General features: G+C 72.4%; 13 protein-coding genes. 4 read left to right on the top strand and 9 right to left on the bottom strand.

Annotated elements, in window-relative coordinates; translation table 11 throughout:
- Positions 1 to 425: 425 nt before the first annotated feature.
- Positions 426 to 2,936: a Tex family protein gene (locus tag KBX43_RS19980; protein ID WP_210886456.1), complete on the bottom strand. Its 2,511-nt coding sequence runs from the start codon at positions 2,934 to 2,936 to the stop codon at positions 426 to 428.
- Positions 2,937 to 3,146: 210 nt separating this feature from the next.
- Here KBX43_RS19980 and KBX43_RS19975 point away from each other — a divergent pair, with 210 nt between their 5' ends.
- Positions 3,147 to 4,601: a D-glucuronyl C5-epimerase family protein gene (locus KBX43_RS19975; RefSeq protein ID WP_210886453.1), complete on the top strand. Its 1,455-nt coding sequence runs from the start codon at positions 3,147 to 3,149 to the stop codon at positions 4,599 to 4,601.
- A 48-nt stretch (positions 4,602 to 4,649) separates the two neighbouring features.
- Positions 4,650 to 6,161 (top strand): deoxyguanosinetriphosphate triphosphohydrolase family protein, encoded by a 1,512-nt coding sequence (locus tag KBX43_RS19970; RefSeq protein ID WP_043330360.1) that lies wholly within the window; start codon positions 4,650 to 4,652, stop codon positions 6,159 to 6,161.
- A gap of 7 nt (positions 6,162 to 6,168) precedes the next feature.
- Here KBX43_RS19970 and KBX43_RS19965 read toward each other — a convergent pair whose 3' ends face one another.
- From KBX43_RS19965 to KBX43_RS19930, 8 genes are all read right to left on the bottom strand, one after another.
- Complete coding sequence (locus tag KBX43_RS19965; RefSeq protein WP_064447495.1) at positions 6,169 to 6,813, bottom strand: NeuD/PglB/VioB family sugar acetyltransferase; 645 nt, start codon at positions 6,811 to 6,813, stop codon at positions 6,169 to 6,171.
- The gene (locus tag KBX43_RS19960) at positions 6,810 to 7,511 is read right to left on the bottom strand and encodes a sugar transferase (protein WP_205796923.1); all 702 of its coding nucleotides are present in this window, start codon (positions 7,509 to 7,511) and stop codon (positions 6,810 to 6,812) included. The genes KBX43_RS19965 and KBX43_RS19960 overlap by 4 nt, the downstream gene beginning before the upstream one ends.
- A gap of 85 nt (positions 7,512 to 7,596) precedes the next feature.
- Complete coding sequence (locus KBX43_RS19955) at positions 7,597 to 8,742, bottom strand: MBL fold metallo-hydrolase (RefSeq protein ID WP_210886450.1); 1,146 nt, start codon at positions 8,740 to 8,742, stop codon at positions 7,597 to 7,599.
- Positions 8,743 to 8,825: 83 nt separating this feature from the next.
- Positions 8,826 to 9,767 carry an SDR family NAD(P)-dependent oxidoreductase gene (locus tag KBX43_RS19950; RefSeq protein WP_064447498.1) on the bottom strand — a complete coding sequence of 314 codons (942 nt, stop codon included), beginning with the start codon at positions 9,765 to 9,767 and terminating at the stop codon, positions 8,826 to 8,828.
- A complete protein-coding gene (locus KBX43_RS19945; protein WP_043325082.1) occupies positions 9,764 to 10,948 on the bottom strand; it encodes a zinc-dependent alcohol dehydrogenase in 1,185 nt (394 codons plus the stop codon). Before KBX43_RS19945 ends, KBX43_RS19950 begins: the two co-directional genes overlap by 4 nt.
- 142 nt (positions 10,949 to 11,090) lie before the next feature.
- Entirely contained in the window at positions 11,091 to 11,843 is a 753-nt protein-coding gene (locus KBX43_RS19940) for a succinate dehydrogenase/fumarate reductase iron-sulfur subunit (RefSeq protein WP_030499798.1), read from the bottom strand.
- On the bottom strand, positions 11,840 to 13,777 hold the full coding sequence (locus tag KBX43_RS19935) for a fumarate reductase/succinate dehydrogenase flavoprotein subunit (RefSeq protein ID WP_043325081.1): 1,938 nt from the start codon (positions 13,775 to 13,777) through the stop codon (positions 11,840 to 11,842). Before KBX43_RS19935 ends, KBX43_RS19940 begins: the two co-directional genes overlap by 4 nt.
- A 1-nt stretch (position 13,778) precedes the next feature.
- Complete coding sequence (locus KBX43_RS19930; RefSeq protein ID WP_176722908.1) at positions 13,779 to 14,510, bottom strand: succinate dehydrogenase cytochrome b subunit; 732 nt, start codon at positions 14,508 to 14,510, stop codon at positions 13,779 to 13,781.
- 35 nt (positions 14,511 to 14,545) lie between these two features.
- Between KBX43_RS19930 and KBX43_RS19925 the strand changes: the two genes are divergently transcribed.
- Positions 14,546 to 15,484 (top strand): LysR family transcriptional regulator, encoded by a 939-nt coding sequence (locus KBX43_RS19925; RefSeq protein ID WP_043325079.1) that lies wholly within the window; start codon positions 14,546 to 14,548, stop codon positions 15,482 to 15,484.
- 101 nt (positions 15,485 to 15,585) lie between these two features.
- Positions 15,586 to 17,241: a D-glucuronyl C5-epimerase family protein gene (locus KBX43_RS19920; RefSeq protein WP_113973196.1), complete on the top strand. Its 1,656-nt coding sequence runs from the start codon at positions 15,586 to 15,588 to the stop codon at positions 17,239 to 17,241.
- Positions 17,242 to 17,249: the final 8 nt, after the last annotated feature.

The raw sequence follows: 17,249 nt of genomic DNA, 5'->3' as shown, positions 1-17,249 counted from the left end.
GAGGGTACGCGGAACCGGCCCCGCCCGGCGCACAGGCCGTCGGGCCCGGCGCGCGCACCGCCGAGGCTGCGGTGATCAAGGGGTTTGTGTCAGTCGAACGCCCTGAACAGGCCACAAACTCCTTGGTCAACAACGCGACTGGTGAGTGGTGTTCGCGGCTCCGGCAGGCGTGACCCGTTCCTTTCCCGGCGCGCTGCCCGGTGTGATCAACTCCAGCTCGCCGAAGTGGTGGTGTCGCGGAGCCTCTGATGCCACCACCTCGGCGAGATCGTGTTGATCAAGGGTTCCATGCCGGTGCCTCGGCCCGTCCCCGCGGCCGTCGCCCTGCCGGGGCGCGTGACCGCGACACGGGCCGGCGCGTCGCTGTTCCCCGGCGGGGCTGCCGGGCTGAGGCGTTCGTGACCTCGGCCCGGCAGCGGGACGTGTCAGGCCAGGCCGGCGCGGCGCAGCGCCTCCGCCATGGCGTCGTTGACCGGGGCGCCGCCACCGCGCCCGGGCCGCTGCTGCTGGCCACCGCGCGACGTGCCGCCCTGTCCGCCACCGCGTTGCCCGCCGCCGCCCGAGCCGCCGCGTTGGCCGCCTCCGCTCTGCCCGCCGCCCGAGCCGCCGCGCTGGCCGCCCTGCTGGCCACCACCGCGCTGCCCGTTCTGCTGGCCGCCGATGCGTCCCTGGCCGCCGCCGCGTGGCCCGCCGCCCTGACCGCCCCGGTCCCGTCGGCCGTCGCCGCCCGCCGGGCGCCCGCCGCCGGCCGGCGCCTCGTCGTCCAGCCGCAGCGTCAGCGAGATCCGCTTGCGCGGCACGTCCACGTCGAGCACCCGGACCTTCACCACGTCGCCGGACTTCACCACGTCGCGCGGGTCCTTGACGAACGTGTGCGACATGGCCGAGACGTGCACCAGACCGTCCTGGTGCACGCCCACGTCGACGAACGCGCCGAACGCGGCCACGTTCGTGACCACGCCCTCGAGCACCATGCCCGGCGTCAGGTCGCTGATCTTCTCCACGCCCTCGACGAACGTCGCGGTACGGAACTCCGGACGCGGGTCACGACCCGGCTTCTCCAGCTCGGCGAGGATGTCGGTGACGGTGGGCAGGCCGAACGTGTCGTCGACGAAGTCGGTCGCGCGCAGGCCGCGCAGGATCGCCGACTTGCCGATCAGCGCGCGCAGGTCCTGCCCGGTGGAGGAGAGGATGCGACGCACCACCGGGTACGCCTCGGGGTGCACGCTGGAGGAGTCCAGCGGGTCGTCGCCGCCGGGGATGCGCAGGAAGCCCGCGCACTGCTCGAACGCCTTCGGCCCGAGCCGGGGCACCTTCTTCAGCTCCGCCCGGGTGCGGAACGGCCCGTTGGCGTCGCGGTGCAGCACGATGTTCTCGGCCAGCCCGGCGCCGATGCCGGACACCCGGGTGAGCAGCGGCGCGGAGGCGGTGTTGACGTCCACGCCGACCGCGTTGACGCAGTCCTCGACCACCGCGTCGAGCGAGCGGGACAGCTTCACCTCGGACAGGTCGTGCTGGTACTGCCCGACGCCGATCGACCGCGGGTCGATCTTCACCAGCTCGGCCAGCGGGTCCTGGAGACGGCGGGCGATCGACACCGCGCCGCGCAGCGAGACGTCCAGGCCGGGCAGCTCTTGCGAGGCGTACGCGGAGGCGGAGTAGACCGACGCGCCCGCCTCGGAGACCACCACCTTGGTCAGCTTCAGCTCGGGGTGCTGTTTGATCAGGTCGGCGGCGAGCTTGTCGGTCTCCCGGCTGGCGGTGCCGTTGCCGATCGCGACCAGCTCGACGCCGTGCGCGGCGGCGAGCGTGGCGAGCGTGTGCAGCGAGGCGTCCCACTGCCGGCGTGGCTCGTGCGGGTAGATCGTGTCGGTGGCGACCACCTTGCCGGTGGCGTCGACGACCGCCACCTTCACACCGGTGCGCAGGCCCGGGTCCAGACCCATGGTGGGACGCGCGCCGGCCGGCGCCGCCAGCAGCAGGTCACGCAGGTTGGTGGCGAAGACCCGCACGGCCTCCTCCTCGGCCGCCTGCCACAGCCGCATCCGCAGGTCCGCGCCGAGGTGGATGAGGATCCGGGTACGCCAGGCCCAGCGCACCGTGTCGGCCAGCCACTTGTCGGCGGGCCGTCCCTGGTCGCTGACGCCGAAGCGTCCCGCCACGGCGGCCTCGTACCGGCTGGGGCCCGGGTTCGCGTCGGCGTCCCCGTCGGCCTCCGGATCCATGGTCAGCTCCAGCACGCCCTCCTTCTCGCCCCGGAACATGGCGAGGATGCGGTGCGAGGGCAGCTTCGGGTACGGCTCGGCGAAGTCGAAGTAGTCGGCGAACTTCGCCCCGGCGGTTTCCTGACCGTCGCGTACCCGGGAGACCAGCCGGCCCCGCGACCACATCTGCTCGCGCAGCGTGCCGATCAGGTCGGCGTCCTCGGCGAAGCGCTCGATCAGGATGGCCCGCGCGCCGTCCAGCGCGGCGGCGGCGTCCGCGACGCCCTTGTCCGGGTCGGCGAACCCGGCGGCGACCGCCTTCGGGTCCTGCGCCGGGTCGGCGAGCAGCGTGTCCGCGAGCGGCTCCAGCCCGGCCTCGCGGGCGATCTGCGCGCGGGTGCGCCGCTTCGGCTTGTAGGGCAGGTAGATGTCCTCCAGGCGCGACTTCGAGTCGGCGGCGAGGATCTGCGCCTCCAGCGCCTCGTCGAGCTTGCCCTGGCTGCGGATCGACTCCAGCACCGCCGCGCGCCGCTCGTCCAGCTCGCGCAGGTAGCGCAGGCGCTCCTCCAGTGTGCGCAGCTGCGCGTCGTCGAGCAGGCCGGTGGCCTCCTTGCGGTAGCGGGCGATGAACGGCACTGTGGCGCCGCCGTCGAGCAGCTCGACTGCTGCCCGCACCTGACGTTCGGCGACGCCGAGTTCCTCGGCGATCCGCTGGTGCACTGACTGGGTCACGATCTGATCCGCCTTCTCGGGTGGGTTCCCGTGCATTCTGCCGTCCCGGTGCGACGCCGGCGTCCGCGCCCGTCCGCGTCCGGCGGAGGATCCCTAACAGTCAGAAATATTCACGTTATGTACGTCTATTCCACGCATGATGAAACGAGGGTGGCAAAAGCGACAAGAGGTTGCTGGGATGGGAGGCACAATCCCGACCTTGGAGGTCCCATGAGGATCCGCCTGTCCTGGCGCGCGCCGGTGGCCGCGGTGCTCGCCCTCGGCCTGGCGGGGACGCCGGTGACCGGCGCGGCGGCCGCCCTCCCCGAGCGGAGCGCGACGCTCAGCGCGTACGCCCGGGACGGCTACCTGCCGCGCCTGCTGCCCGGCTCGGTCTCACCGACCTCGCGGCAGATGACAGTCCCGCGGACCGACCCGCTGGCGCACGACGCCTCCGGGGTGCGGCTCTTCAACTGGCAGGACGTCCTCTACGACCACCCGGTGGTCCAGGCCGACTGGGGGCTGGACAACCTCAACGCCTACCAGGTCACCGGTGACCGCTTCTTCCTGGACCGGGCGATCGCGCAGGCCCGGCGGAACCTGGACCGCAAGGTGGAGTCCCGCGGGGCGTGGTGGTACTCGTACCCCTTCGACCTGCCCCGGTGCACCGGGCTGGTGCTCCAGGCGCCCTGGTACAGCGCCATGGCGCAGGGGGAGCTGCTCAGCCTGTTCGTCCGGCTGTACGAGGTGACCGGCGACGCCACGTGGCGTACGGCGGCGGACCGCACGTTCCTCAGCCTAACGCTCGAACCGCAGCTCGGCGTGCCCTGGGTCAGCTGGACCGACGCGGACGGCTACCTGTGGCTGGAGGAATACCCGGACAGCCCGGGGGTGCGCGGGGAACGGGTCCTCAACGGCATGATCTACGCGTTCTACGGCGTGTACGACTACTGGCGGATCACCCGGGACAGCCGGGCGGTGAGCCTGATGGACGGGACGGCCACGACGGTGCGGCGGTACGTGCCGGCCATATTGCGCGTCCCGCAGTGGGCCAGCCGGTACTCGGTCGGCTGCGCGCGTTCCTACCCGAGCTACCACCAGGTGCACATCCAGCAGATGCTCTCGCTGCACCAGCTGACCCATGCCGGCGTGTTCGCCGCGTACGCCGACGTGCTGCGCGCCGACTATCCGTACCCACCGGTCGACGGCATCGTGTGGTTCGGTCCCGGCTCCCACGTCGCCTACCAGTTCGATGCGGCCGGCCGGATCGTCGCGCAGAAGTCGATCAATCTGATCCGCTTCTCCACCGCCACCGCCGACCAGCGCGTCCGGGTGACCGGCCGGGGCGTCTACTACCGCATGGCCAACGGCGTGTTCGCCGGCATGTTCGTCGAGGAGGACGCCGCGAACCGGTGGCTCGCCGGGAAGTTCGTCCAGCACACGTACGCGCCCACCCGGTTGCTGACCGTGGAGCCCGGCACCTACACCGGCTACGCCTACGACAGCAGGTGGCAGGTGGTCGGGTCCAAGACCGTCACCTTCCCGCGCACCTCGGGCGCGCCGATGGGGGCCAGTGCCTGGGTGAACGGCCGCCTGAGCTACCAGGTCACCGCCGGCACCTACCTGGGCTACTGGCTGCCGGCGGCCCCCGGGCTGGTGCTGGGGGACGCGCCCCCGCTGCCCTAGCCACAGGTCGCGGCGCGCCGGGCGAGTCGCTGCGCTAGCGTGGCGATCATGGAGGCACCTGCGGATCCGCGGGCCCGGCGGCTCTTCGGGGGCAGCGCCCGGGCGCTCGGCGACCTGGCGGCCGGCCCGTTCCGGGCCGACCGGGACCGGATCGTCGGCTCGCCGTTCTTCGCCCGGCTGAACGGTGTCACCCAGGTGATCAGTCCCGGCGGGTCGGGGCTTCTGGTGCACAACCGGCTCACCCACAGCCTCAAGGTCGCCCAGGTGGCCCGGGCGATCGCCGAGCGGCTCATGGCCGACCCGGCGTACCGGGACCTGCTGGACAAGCTCGGCGGCTGCGACCCGGAGGTGGTGGAGGCCGCCGCGCTCGCGCACGACCTCGGCCACCCGCCGTTCGGGCACCTGGGGGAGCGGGTGCTGGACCGGCTGGCCCGGCAGCGGCTCGGGCTGGCCGACGGCTTCGAGGGCAACGCCCAGTCGTACCGGATCGTCACCAGCACCGAGATCCGCGGCGCGGCGACCACCGGGCTGGACCTGACCGCGGCGGTCCGGGCCGCCATGCTGAAGTACCCGTGGACCCGGCTGGACCATCCCGACCCGCACCCCCGGCACCTCGACCCGGCGCCCCGCGGCGCGGCGGCCCCGCCGGAGGACCCGGAGAGCGGGTCGGTGAAGTTCGGCGCGTACCGCACCGAGCTGGACGACCTGCGTCAGGCGCGGGAGCCGTTCGCCGGCCGCATCCCGGACTGGCAGCAGACGCCCGAGGCGTCAGTGATGGACACCGCCGACGACATCGCGTACGCGATCCACGACGTGGAGGACTTCTACCGTGTCGGGGTGCTCCAGCAGGGCGCGGTGGCGGCCGAGCTGATGGCCTGGCAGCGCGAGTGCGGGCACCTGCGGTCGATCACCGCGTCCGCGCTGGAGGCGGCGGGCCGGCGCCCCGGCGCGGCGATCGAGCGGCTGCGCCGGCAACTGCACCGCAAGGACGGCTGGATCGCCGACGACGAGGCGTTCGCCGCCGCAGTCGAACACGTCCGCGAGGAGCTGGTGGAGGGGCTGCTGGCGCTGCCGTTCGACGGCTCGATCGAGGCGGAGCAGTACGTCGCCCGGTTCTCCGCGCGCTGGTCCACCCGCTTCGTGGACGCCATCACGGTGACCCCGGACCCGCACGTCCGCTCCGGGTACGTGCTGCTGGCCAAGGCGCAGTGGCACGAGGTGCAGGTGCTCAAGTTCGTGCACCACCGGTTCGTGCTGGCCCGCCCGGACCTGGCGCTGCACCAGCGCGGCCAGGCCCGGCTGCTGGGCACGCTGGTGGAGGCGCTCTGGGAGTGGCTGCTGGACCCGGACGAGGAGTCCCGGCTGCCGCGCCGGCTGCACGACCTGGTGGAGCTGGCCGAGGCGGAGCTGCACCCGCGTACCCCGGACCGGATCGGCCGGGCCCGGGGCCGGGCGATCGTCGACTTCGTCGCGCAGCTCACCGACGGTCAGGCGGTGGCCATGCTGGACGCGCTGTCGGGCCGTTCCGGCGCGCTCTGGACCGACGCCTTCGTGCTCTGAGGACCGCTCAGCGGGCCGGTACTCCCTTGACCACGATCTCCGGCGGCACGTCGCGTACCACGCACGCGCCGGCGCCGACCGTCGCGCCGGCGCCGACCCGCAGGCCGGGGAGCACCACCGCGCCCGCTCCGATCAGCGCGGCGGTGTCGAGGCGGCAGTCGCCCGACACGGCCGCGAGCGGGTGCAGGGAGACGTAGTCGCCGACCACGCAGTCGTGCGCGAGCGTGGCGTTCTGGTTGACGTGCAGGTGCCGCCCGGCGGTGACGTTGGTGGTGATCCGGCCACCGGCGAACACCACGAGGCCCTCGGCCGACACCAGGTCCGGGCCGACGGTGGCGTCCGGGTGGACGAGACTCGCCGCCGGCCTGCCGTACGTGTCGACCCGCGCGCCCACTTTCTGCCGGACACGTGGGTCGCCCAGGCCGAGGACGACGTGGGTCTGCGGCGGTAGTTGGCCGAGCGCCGCCACGGTCCCCAGGTACGGCGCGCCACACGACTCGGCGCGTTTGCGGTTCCGCTCGGACGGGTTGTCGTCGACGAAGCCGGCCAGCCGCCACGGCGGTCGAGCGGCGGACTCGTTGACCGCCGCCACGATCTGGGCGATCTCCCGGCCGTGGCCGCCGCACCCGACGACGACGAGGTCGAGGGTCACCGGGACCCGCTTCCCGCGGTCGCCGCCACCGGATCCTCCGCGGCGGTGCCACGGAACTCGTGCGCGGTGGCGGCGCCGGGCGCGCTGATGCCCTGCCGCCGCAGCACCGCGACTGCGGTCCGGGCCAGGATGCGGGCGTCCAGCCGCAGGCTCCAGTGCTCCACGTAGCGCAGGTCGTAGGCGAAACGCTCCGCCCAGCCCAGTTCGTTGCGGCCGTTGACCTGCGCGAGCCCGGTGAGGCCGGGCCGGACGTCGTGCCGGCGGAACTGCTCCGGCGTGTAGAGGTCGCGGTAGCTGGTCGGGAACGGGCGCGGGCCGACCAGGCTCATGTCGCCGCGCAGGATGTTCCAGAGGCTGGGCAGCTCGTCCAGGCTGGTGGCCCGCAGCCAACGCCCCAGGGGCGTCAGCCGTGCCTGGTCGTCGCCGGGGGAGAAGCCGTCGCCGCCGCCCGCCATGGACCGGAACTTCAGGATGGTGAACTCCCCGCCGTACCGGCCGATGCGCTGCTGGCGGAAGAGGACCGGGCGGCCCATGCCGAGCAGCACCGCGACCGCCACCGCGGCCAGGATCGGTGCCGTCACCAGCAGGGCGGTCGCCGAGACGACGACGTCGACACCCCGTTTGACGGTGGCGGCGACGCCTGCCTGCGGTGTGGGTGTGCGGGGCTCTTCCACGCCTGGGGAGAGGCGAACCTGCATGCTGTCCTCCGGCCGCTGACTCGTCAGCGAACAGAGTACGCAAATATGCGCAGAAGATTGCCTTGTCCGAATTTTTCGGCGTGGCTCAGGCGACCGACTGCCACCAGCCGTCCACCGCCGGCGGCTCGTCGACCACCACCCGCTCGCCCGGGCGCGGCACTGCGAGCCGCACGTCGCGCGCCTTCGCCTCGGCCCAGAGCCGGTCCACCGGCTCGGACCAGTCGTGCAGGGCCAGGTTGAACGTGCCCCAGTGCACCGGCACCAGCAGTCCGCCGCGTACGTCGAGGTGGGCGGCGACCGCCTCCTCCGGGAACATGTGGATGTGCGGCCACGCCCTGTCGTACGCGCCGATCTGCATCAGCGTCACGTCGAACGGGCCGTGCTCGGCGCCGATCGCGGCGTATCCGTCGAAGTAGCCGGAGTCGCCGGTGTAGAAGACCTTCCGGTGCGTACCGGTGATCGTCCAGGAGCTCCACAGCGTACCGTCGCGGCGCAGTCCGCGCCCGGAGAAGTGCTGCGCGGCGGTGGCGGTGAGCGTCAGCCCGCCGGCCCGGTGGCTCTCCGACCAGTCCAGCTCGACGATCCGGTGCTCGGGTACGCCCCAGCGGGCCAGGTGGGCGCCGACGCCGAGCGGCACCACGAACGGTGCGGACTGGAGATCGGCCAGCGTGCGGACGGTCTCCATGTCGAGGTGGTCGTAGTGGTCGTGTGAGATCAGCACCGCGTCGAGCGGGGGCAGGTCGGTGAGGCGGACCGGCGGCTCGTGGATGCGCCGCGGGCCGACCAGCCCGGACGGGGAGCACCTGTCGCTCCACACCGGGTCGAGCAGCACCCGGTGTCCCTCGATCTCGACGAGCGTGGAGGCGTGGCCGTACCAGACGACGTTCAGCTCGCGGGCCGGGTCGGCGGCGGGCGCGGCGCCGGGGCGCAGCAGCGGCACCGGGCTGCCCGGCCGCCGCTTCTGCTTGCCGAAGACCAGCTCCCGGAGCAGGTTGCGGCCCGGGTCGGCGACCATCGTGGCGCTGGCGCCGGCCGGGTTGTGGAAGGTGCCGTCGCGGAAGCGCGGTGACCGGGCCGCCCGTTCCGCCCGGGCGCCGGTGAGCCGTCCGCCGAGCTGCGCCGGTACGTCCCGCGCCGCCCAGGCCAGCCCGGCGACGGCGGCCAGCCCGGCGAGCTTCCACACCCGCCCGCCGCGCGTCCGGTCCGGCTCCTGCCCCGTTGCTTCCCGCATATTCGTCCCTCCGCCGTGTCCCGCCGTACACGGTAACCACAGTCGTCCCGGTCCGCCCGCACGCCCGGCCACCCACGCCACGGTCAGGGCAGCCGGCGGCGTACCGCGGACGCCACAGTCGCCGCGCGTCCGCCCACGGCCCGGACCACCTGGGACACCTCCGGCAGCCACCCGCCCCGGACCGCCTCACCGGCCGGGTTCGGCGTGAACACGATGCCCCGGTGGGCGGCGATCGGCTGCCGGGTCAGCCCGGCCCGGCGCATCAGCGGTCCGACCAGCGCGTCGTACACCCCGGGCAGGGCGGTGAAGCCGAAGCGCATCACCACGTTGAGCCGCCCCACCGACACCTCGCGGCGCGGCCGGTCGAGACAGTGCGCGATGGCCCGCGCCACCCGTTCGGGCGAGGCGATCGGCGGCGGCGGACGGCCGACCCGGCCGAGGTAGTTGGCCGCCTGCCGGTAGACGGGTGTGTCCACGCTGCCCGGGTTGACCAGGCAGATCGCGACGCCCGGCGTCTCCCGTGCCTCCTGCTGGAGCGTGCGGGCCAGCCCTTGCAGGCCCCACTTGGCGGCCACGTAGCCGCTCATGTAGGGCGCGGTGATGTGCCCGAGCACCGAGCCGGTGAGCACGAGCGTGCCGCCGCCGGCCCGGAACCGGAGCAGCGCCTCCCGGGCCACCGCCGCGGCGGCCAGCAGGTCGGTGCGGACCACCTGGTCGAACACCTCGGCCGGCGTCTCGTCGAAACGGCCGTAGGCCATCACCGCGGCGGTGTGCACCCAGGCGTCGACGCGGCCGTACTCGGCCTGCGCCGCGTCGGCGAGCGCGGCCACCGCGCCGGGCTCGGTCACGTCCATCGGTACGGCGATCGCCCGCGCGCCCGCGGCCCGGCACTCGTCGCGCACCTCGTCGAGCGTGGCGGGGGAGCGGGCCGCGAGGACCAGCCGGTCTCCGCGGCCCGCCAGCTCCAGGGCGGTCGCCCGGCCGATCCCGCTGGTCGCGCCGGTGACGACCACCGTCCGGGTCACGGCGCGAGCACGACCTTGACGCAGCCGTCCTCCTTCTTCTGGAACATCTCGTACGCCCGCGGCGCGTCGGTCAGCGGCAGCCGGTGGGTCCGCAGGTCCTCGACGCCCAGCGGGTCGTCGTCGCGCTCCAGCAGCGGGATGATCTCGTCGACCCAGCGGCGTACGTGGCACTGGCCCATGCGCAGCTGGATGCCCCTGTCGAACATCTCCATCAGCGGCATCGGGTCCTGCTCGCCGCCGTACACGCCGGAGATCGACACGGTGCCGCCGCGCCGTACCGCCTTGAGCGCGGCGTGCAGCACCACGAGCCGGTCCACGCCGGCCTTGTCCGTCATCGCCTGGGCCAGCTTGTCCGGCAGCAGCCCGGCGGCGGTCTGGGCCATCTTGCCCAGCGGCGCGCCGTGCGCCTCCATGCCGACCGCGTCGATCACCGCGTCCGGGCCGCGCCCGTCGACCAGGTCGATGAGCGTGCCGGGCACGTCGTCGAGCTGGCTGACGTCGAGCACCTCGATGCCGTGCCGGCGGGCCATCTCCAGCCGCTCGGGGACCAGGTCCAGCCCGATCACCCGGCCCGCGCCGAGGTGGCGGCCGATCCGGGCGCTGAACTGCCCGACCGGGCCGAGCCCGAACACGGCGAGCGTGCCGCCGGGCGGGACGTCCGCGTACTTCACCGCCTGCCAGGCGGTTGGCAGGATGTCGGAGAGGTAGAGCCAGCGCTCGTCCGGGCCGGTGTCCGGGATCGTGATCGGGCCGAACTGGGCCTGCGGCACGCGCAGGTACTCGGCCTGGCCGCCGGGGATCGAGCCGTACAGCGAGGTGTAGCCGAACAGGGACGCGCCCTTGCCCTGGCTCTTGACCTGCGTGGTCTCGCACTGGGCGTAGAGCTGCCGCTCGCACATCCAGCACGAGCCGCAGGAGATGTTGAACGGGACGACCACGCGGTCGCCCTTCTTGAGCCGGGTCACCCCGGGCCCGACCTCCTCGACGATGCCCATCGGCTCGTGCCCGAGGACGTCGCCGGGCTTCAGGTACGGCCCGAGCACCTCGTACAGGTGCAGGTCGGAACCGCAGATGGCGGTCGAGGTGATCCGGACGATCGCGTCGGTCGGCTCCTCGATCCGGGGGTCCGGGACGTCCTCGACGCGAACGTCCCGCTTGCCGTGCCAGGTCAGTGCCTTCATGCCTGTATGTCCCCTCTCCGGTGCCGTCCATCGGACTGCTACCCGCGAGAGGCGGCTTGAATCGGCGGCGGCCCCCGTACGAGCGCGACCGCCGCACCCCTGGATGCGGGTGCGGCGGTCGCGTGGGTCGTGCCGTGTCCGGTCAGGAGCCGGCGCGCTTGGCCGTCGCCTTCAGGTAGTCCCGGTTGAGCCGGCCGATGGTGTTCAGCGGGATGCCCTTCGGGCAGGCCGCCGCGCACTCGCCGATGTTCGTGCAGCCGCCGAAGCCGGCCTCGTCGTGCGCGTCCACCATGCCGATCACCCGGGTGTAGCGCTCCGGCTGGCCCTGCGGCAGCAGCGAGAGCTGGGTGATCTTCGCGGCGGTGAACAGCATGCCGGAGCCGTTCGGGCAGGCCGCCACGCAGGCGCCGCAGCCGATGCAGGCGGCCGACTCGAACGCGGCGTCGGCGTCGGCCTTCGGCACCGGCACCGAGTGCGCCTCCGGTGCGCTGCCGGTCGGCGCGGTGACGTAGCCGCCGGCGGCGATGATCTGGTCGAACGCGTTGCGGTTGACCACCAGGTCCTTGACGACCGGGAAGGCCCGGGCCCGCCACGGCTCGATGTCGATCGTGTCGCCGTCGGAGAACTGCCGCATGTGCAGCTGGCAGGCGGTGGTGCCGCGCTGCGGGCCGTGCGCCTCACCGTTGATCATGAGGCTGCACATGCCGCAGATGCCCTCGCGGCAGTCGTGGTCGAACGCGACCGGCTCCTCGCCGTCGAGGATCAGCCGCTCGTTGAGCACGTCGAGCATCTCCAGGAAGGACATGTCCGGGGACACGTCCTGCACCGGGTAGGTCACCATCCGACCCTTGTCCTCGGGGCCGTGCTGGCGCCAGATGCGCAGGGTCAGGTTCACTTGTAGCTCCGCTGCGTGGGGTGGACGTATTCGAAGGTCAGGTCTTCCTTGTGCAGCACGGGCTCACCGGTGCCGGTGTACTCCCAGGCCGCCACGTACGCGAACCGGTCGTCGTCGCGCTGCGCCTCGCCGTCGGGCGTCTGGTGCTCGGCCCGGAAGTGACCGCCGCAGGACTCCTCGCGGTGCAGCGCGTCGATGCACATCAGCTCGGCCAGCTCGAAGAAGTCGGCCACCCGGCCGGCCTTCTCCAGCGACTGGTTGAGCCCCTCGCCGTCGCCCGGCACGCGCACCCGCTGCCAGAACTGCTCGCGCAGCGCGCGGATCTCGTCGATCGCCTTGCGCAGCCCGGCCTCGGAGCGCTCCATGCCGCAGTGCTCCCACATGATCTGGCCCAGCTCACGGTGGAACGAGTCCACGGTGCGGTCGCCGTTGATCGCGAGCAGCCGCTTGATCCGGTCCTCGACGTCGGTACGCGCCGCGACCGCCTCGGGGTGGCTCGCGTCGACCTTGTCCAGCGGGCCGGAGGAGGCCAGGTAGTTGGCGAGCGTGTTCGGCAGCACGAAGTAGCCGTCCGCGAGGCCCTGCATCAGCGCCGAGGCGCCGAGCCGGTTCGCGCCGTGGTCGGAGAAGTTGGCCTCACCGATCACGAACAGGCCGGGGATGCTCGACTGCAGGTCGTAGTCGACCCAGAGGCCACCCATCGTGTAGTGCACGGCGGGGTAGATCCGCATCGGGACCTCGTACGGGTCCTCGCCGGTGATCCGCTCGTACATCTCGAAGAGGTTGCCGTACTTGGCCTCGATGGCCTTGCGGCCGAGCCGGTTGATCGCGTCGGCGAAGTCGAGGTAGACGCCGAGGCCGGTCGGGCCGACGCCGCGTCCCTCGTCGCAGACGTTCTTCGCGGCGCGGGAGGCGATGTCGCGGGGGACCAGGTTGCCGAAGGACGGGTAGATCCGCTCCAGGTAGTAGTCCCGCTCGTCCTCGGGGATCTCCCGGGGGCTGCGCTGGTCGCCCTTGGCCTTGGGCACCCACACCCGGCCGTCGTTGCGCAGCGACTCGCTCATCAGGGTCAGCTTCGACTGGTGGTCGCCGGAGACCGGGATGCAGGTCGGGTGGATCTGCGTGTAGCAGGGGTTGGCGAAGTACGCGCCCTTGCGGTGCGCCCGCCAGGAGGCGGTGACGTTGCAGCCCTTGGCGTTCGTGGAGAGGTAGAAGACGTTGCCGTAGCCGCCGGTGGCGAGCACCACCGCGTCGGCCATCTCGGTGCTGATCTCGCCGGTGACCATGTCGCGGACCACGATGCCGCGCGCCCGGCCGTCGACGATCACCAGTTCGAGCATCTCGTGGCGGGCGTTCATCTCCACGTTGCCCAGGCCGATCTGCCGCTCCAGCGCCTGGTACGCGCCGAGCAGCAGCTGCTGGCCCGTCTGGCCCCGGGCGTAGAAGGTGCGCTGCACCTGCGCGCCGCCGAAGGAGCGGGTGTCCAGCAGGCCGCCGTACTCGCGGGCGAACGGCACGCCCTGCGCCACGCACTGGTCGATGATGTTGACCGACACCTCGGCCAGCCGGTGCACGTTCGACTCGCGGGAGCGGAAGTCACCGCCCTTGACCGTGTCGTAGAAGAGGCGGTGCACCGAGTCGCCGTCGTTGCGGTAGTTCTTGGCGGCGTTGATGCCGCCCTGCGCGGCGATCGAGTGGGCCCGGCGCGGGCTGTCCTGGTAGCAGTAGGACCGCACCTGGTAGCCCTGCTCGGCCAGCGTGGCGGCGGCGGAACCGCCGGCCAGGCCGGTGCCGACCACGATCACCGTCATCTTGCGGCGGTTGGCCGGGTTGACCAGCTTCATCTCGAAGCGGTGGCGCTCCCACCGCGTTTCGATCGGGCCGTCCGGGGCCCGGGTGTCGGCGATCGGGTCGCCTTCGCGGTACAGATCCATGTCAGGACACCAATCCGGTGATCACGGCGAACGGGACCAGCAGGTAGCCGCCGACGAGCGCGACGGCGAAGACGAGCGCGGCGATCCTGGCCCGGCGCTCGCCCTTCGGGGTCTGCTGGCCGAGGCTGCGGAACGCGCTGAACGCGCCGTGGCGCAGGTGGAAGCCGAGGGTCACCAGCGCGAGGGTGTAGAAGAGCGTGACGTACCACCGCTCCGGCGCGAAGTCGGCGACGACGTTGCCGTACGGGTTGGCCGGGTCGCCCTGCGGGTTCAGGTGACCCGTGGTCAGGTCGAGGATGTGGTAGATCACGAAGAGCAGGATGATCACACCACCCCAGCGCATCGTGCGGGCCGCGTAGTTCACGTGGATCTTGCGGCGGTGCGCGTACCGCACCGGGCGGGCGGCCCGGGACCGCATCGCGAGCAGCGTGGCCGCGCCGATGTGCCCCAGCACGGCGACGGTGAGCACGGTGCGCTGGATCCACAGGAACCACGTCGTCGGCAGCAGTGGCGTGCCGATGTCGCGCAGCCAGTGCGCGTAGTGGTCGAACGAGGTCTCGCCCGTGAAGATCTTCAGGTTGCCGAGCATGTGCGCGATCAGGAACAGCACCAGAATGATGCCCGTCACCGCCATGACGGCCTTGAGGCCGACATTGGAGCGGATGGGCGACCGAGTTTTCGTGATTACCACGCGAACGACGCTAGGAGCACTTCGATCAGGCGTCCAATGCATCGAAATCGCAGCGTTGATAGCCGTAGGCTATGTAGATGCAGCTCCATCAGCTTCGGTACTTCGTGGCGGTCGCCGAAGTACGACATTTCACCCAGGCGGCCGATCTTGTCGGCATAACCCAGCCCTCGTTGAGTAAGCAAATTCACGCGCTGGAGGCCGACCTGGGGGCCCCGCTGTTCGAACGGGTAAGGGGCAACATCACCCTCACCGCGGCCGGCGAGGTGCTGCTGCCGCTGGCCAAGCGGATCCTCGCCGACGTGGAGACCGCCACCCGCGAGGTGCAGGAACTGGTGGGGCTGCGCCGGGGCCGGGTCCGGCTCGGCGCCACGCCCAGCCTGGCCACCTCGCTCGCCCCGCCGGTGCTGCGCCGGTTCCGCGACGCGCACCCCACGATCGACCTGCGCGTGGAGGAGGGCGGCTCGCAGGATCTCGTCCGGGACCTGCTCCGCGGCGACCTCGACCTCGCCCTGATCATCATGCCGTCGGCCGGCACCGACCCGGGGCTGCGCGCCGACCCGATCCTGCGCGAGAGCCTGGTGGTCGCCTCGGTCGACCCGCTGCCGGGCGCCTCGGAAGCCGGGGAGCTGCGCATCACCGACCTGCGCGACCAGCCGCTGGTCATGTTCCGCGAGGGCTACGACCTGCGCGACGCCACGCTCCAGGCGTGCCGGGCGGCCGGGTTCGAGCCGACCCTGTCCGTCGACGGCGGAGAGATGGACGCCGTGCTCAGCTTCGTCGAGGCCGGGCTCGGCGTCGCGCTGGTGCCCGGCATCGTGGTGGCCCGCCGCGCCGGCATCCGGGTCACCCGGCTCGTACCGCCCGGGGTCCGCCGGACCATCGCGGTGGCCCGCCGCCGCGACGTGGTCCCCACCCACGCCGGGCGCGAGCTGCGCCGCATCCTCCTGGAGTACGTCCACGACGCCACCGCCGCCGACCAGCTCCCCGCCGGTGTCGAGCCGCTTGCCGCCATTTGACGGATCTCCGACATGTCGCGACGAATGTCCTTGCTCGTCCCGGCCGACCGGAACAGCATGGGAAGGCTGATGCCCAGCATGTGAAGACACGGGAGGTTCGCATGCGCCATCAAGACCCGTCCGGGGCCGCCGGCCCGACACCTGCACTGAGCCGGCGTGCCGTCGTCGCCGGCTCCCTGGCCGCCGCCTCGGTCCCGCTGCTCGGCGGTGGCCCCGCCTGGGCCGCGGCGTCCCCGGCGACCTCGCTCCTGGCGCCGGCGGACCCGGTCATCGACCCGGCCCTGGAGATCGGCCCGCCGGGGCCGGTCGAGCCACTGCCGAACCTGTCCGCGATCCCGGCCCGGGACATGCCCCGGCTGGCCCCGCGCGCGGCCTCCACCCCGGGCGCCGGCCGCGTCGGCGGACCGACCCGCCGGTTCGCCGGCGCGGCGTCGGTGCCGTTCCAGTTCCGGTACGACGACTTCGAGATCCGGGAACTGCCGATCGGCATCGAGCCCTACCACATGACCTCGCCGGTCCCGCTCGTCGATCCCGGTGTGCACGACTCCACCGGTGTGCGCATGGTGCGCCTCGGCGGCCGCCTCTACGACCACCCGGTCGCGCAGGCGCAGTACGGCCTGCACCTGATGGAGGCCCACCGGATCACCGGGAACCTGACATACCTGGACCGGGCGAAGCGGCAGGCGCAGCGCCTGATCGACCGCCGCACGCTGCGCTCCGGCGCGTGGTTCTATCCGTACCCGTTCGACCACCGGCTGCACGGCGGCCCCGACCTCTACCCGGCGCCCTGGTACTCGATGATGGCCCAGGGGCAGGCGCTGAGCCTGTTCACCCGGCTCTACCAGCGCACCGGCGAGACGAAGTGGAAGGGCGCCGCGGACGCCACCTTCGCCTCGTACCTGCTGCCCGCGGTGGCCGGCCAGCCGTGGGGCGTGTACGTGGTGGACGGTCTGCTGTGGCTGGAGGAGTACCCGCACCCGAAGGCGGTCCGCGGCGACCGCACCTACAACGGGCACATGTTCTCCGCGTACGGCCTCTACGACTACTGGGTGCTCACCCGCAACGCCGACGCCAAACTCATGCTGCAGGGCGCGATCACCACCTACCGGGACGTGTGGGAGAAGACCCGGGTGCGGCACTGGCGCAGCCGCTACTGCCTGACCCACGGCATCGACGCCGGCCAGTACCACTCCACCCACATGTTCCAGTTCGTCCAGCAGTACGCCATCACCGGTGACACGTACCTGGCCCAGCTCGCCGACCTCTGGTACACCGACTACCCGCCCTACGGCGTGAAGGGCAACATCCGGTTCTCCTCCGGCACGCACACCGCGTACAAGTTCAACAGCGCCGGCACGGTGACCGCGCGGACGAAGATGACGCTGGCCCGCGCCAGCGCCGCGCCCTCCGGCGACCGCGTGAAGATCATGCGGCAGACCGGGATCTGGTACGCGATCACCGCCGGCACCCTGGCCGGCTACTACGTGCAGGAGTACTCGCCCTACCGGTACCAGGTCGGCATCTGCGCCGGGTTCGGCTACAAGCTGCACCGGCCCGGCACGATAGCCGTCGACGCGCCACCGGCGTACTCGATCGACGCCGCCGGGCTGATGAAGTCGGTGCCCACCACCTACCGGGTCGGTGACGCGGTGGCCATCGACGGCCGCTCGGTGCTCAACGGCCGCGAGCACGTCCGCCTCGTGGAGGGGCCGTACGCCGGTCGCTGGCTCGGCTTCGGCGCGGTGATCCGCCGCTGACCGGACCG

The sequence above is a fragment of the Micromonospora sp. C41 genome (assembly GCF_018070485.1).
GTDB classification, from domain to species: domain Bacteria; phylum Actinomycetota; class Actinomycetes; order Mycobacteriales; family Micromonosporaceae; genus Micromonospora; species Micromonospora chalcea.
The sequence above is the reverse complement of the archived record's forward strand: the minus strand, read 5'-3'. Positions and strand labels throughout refer to the sequence as shown.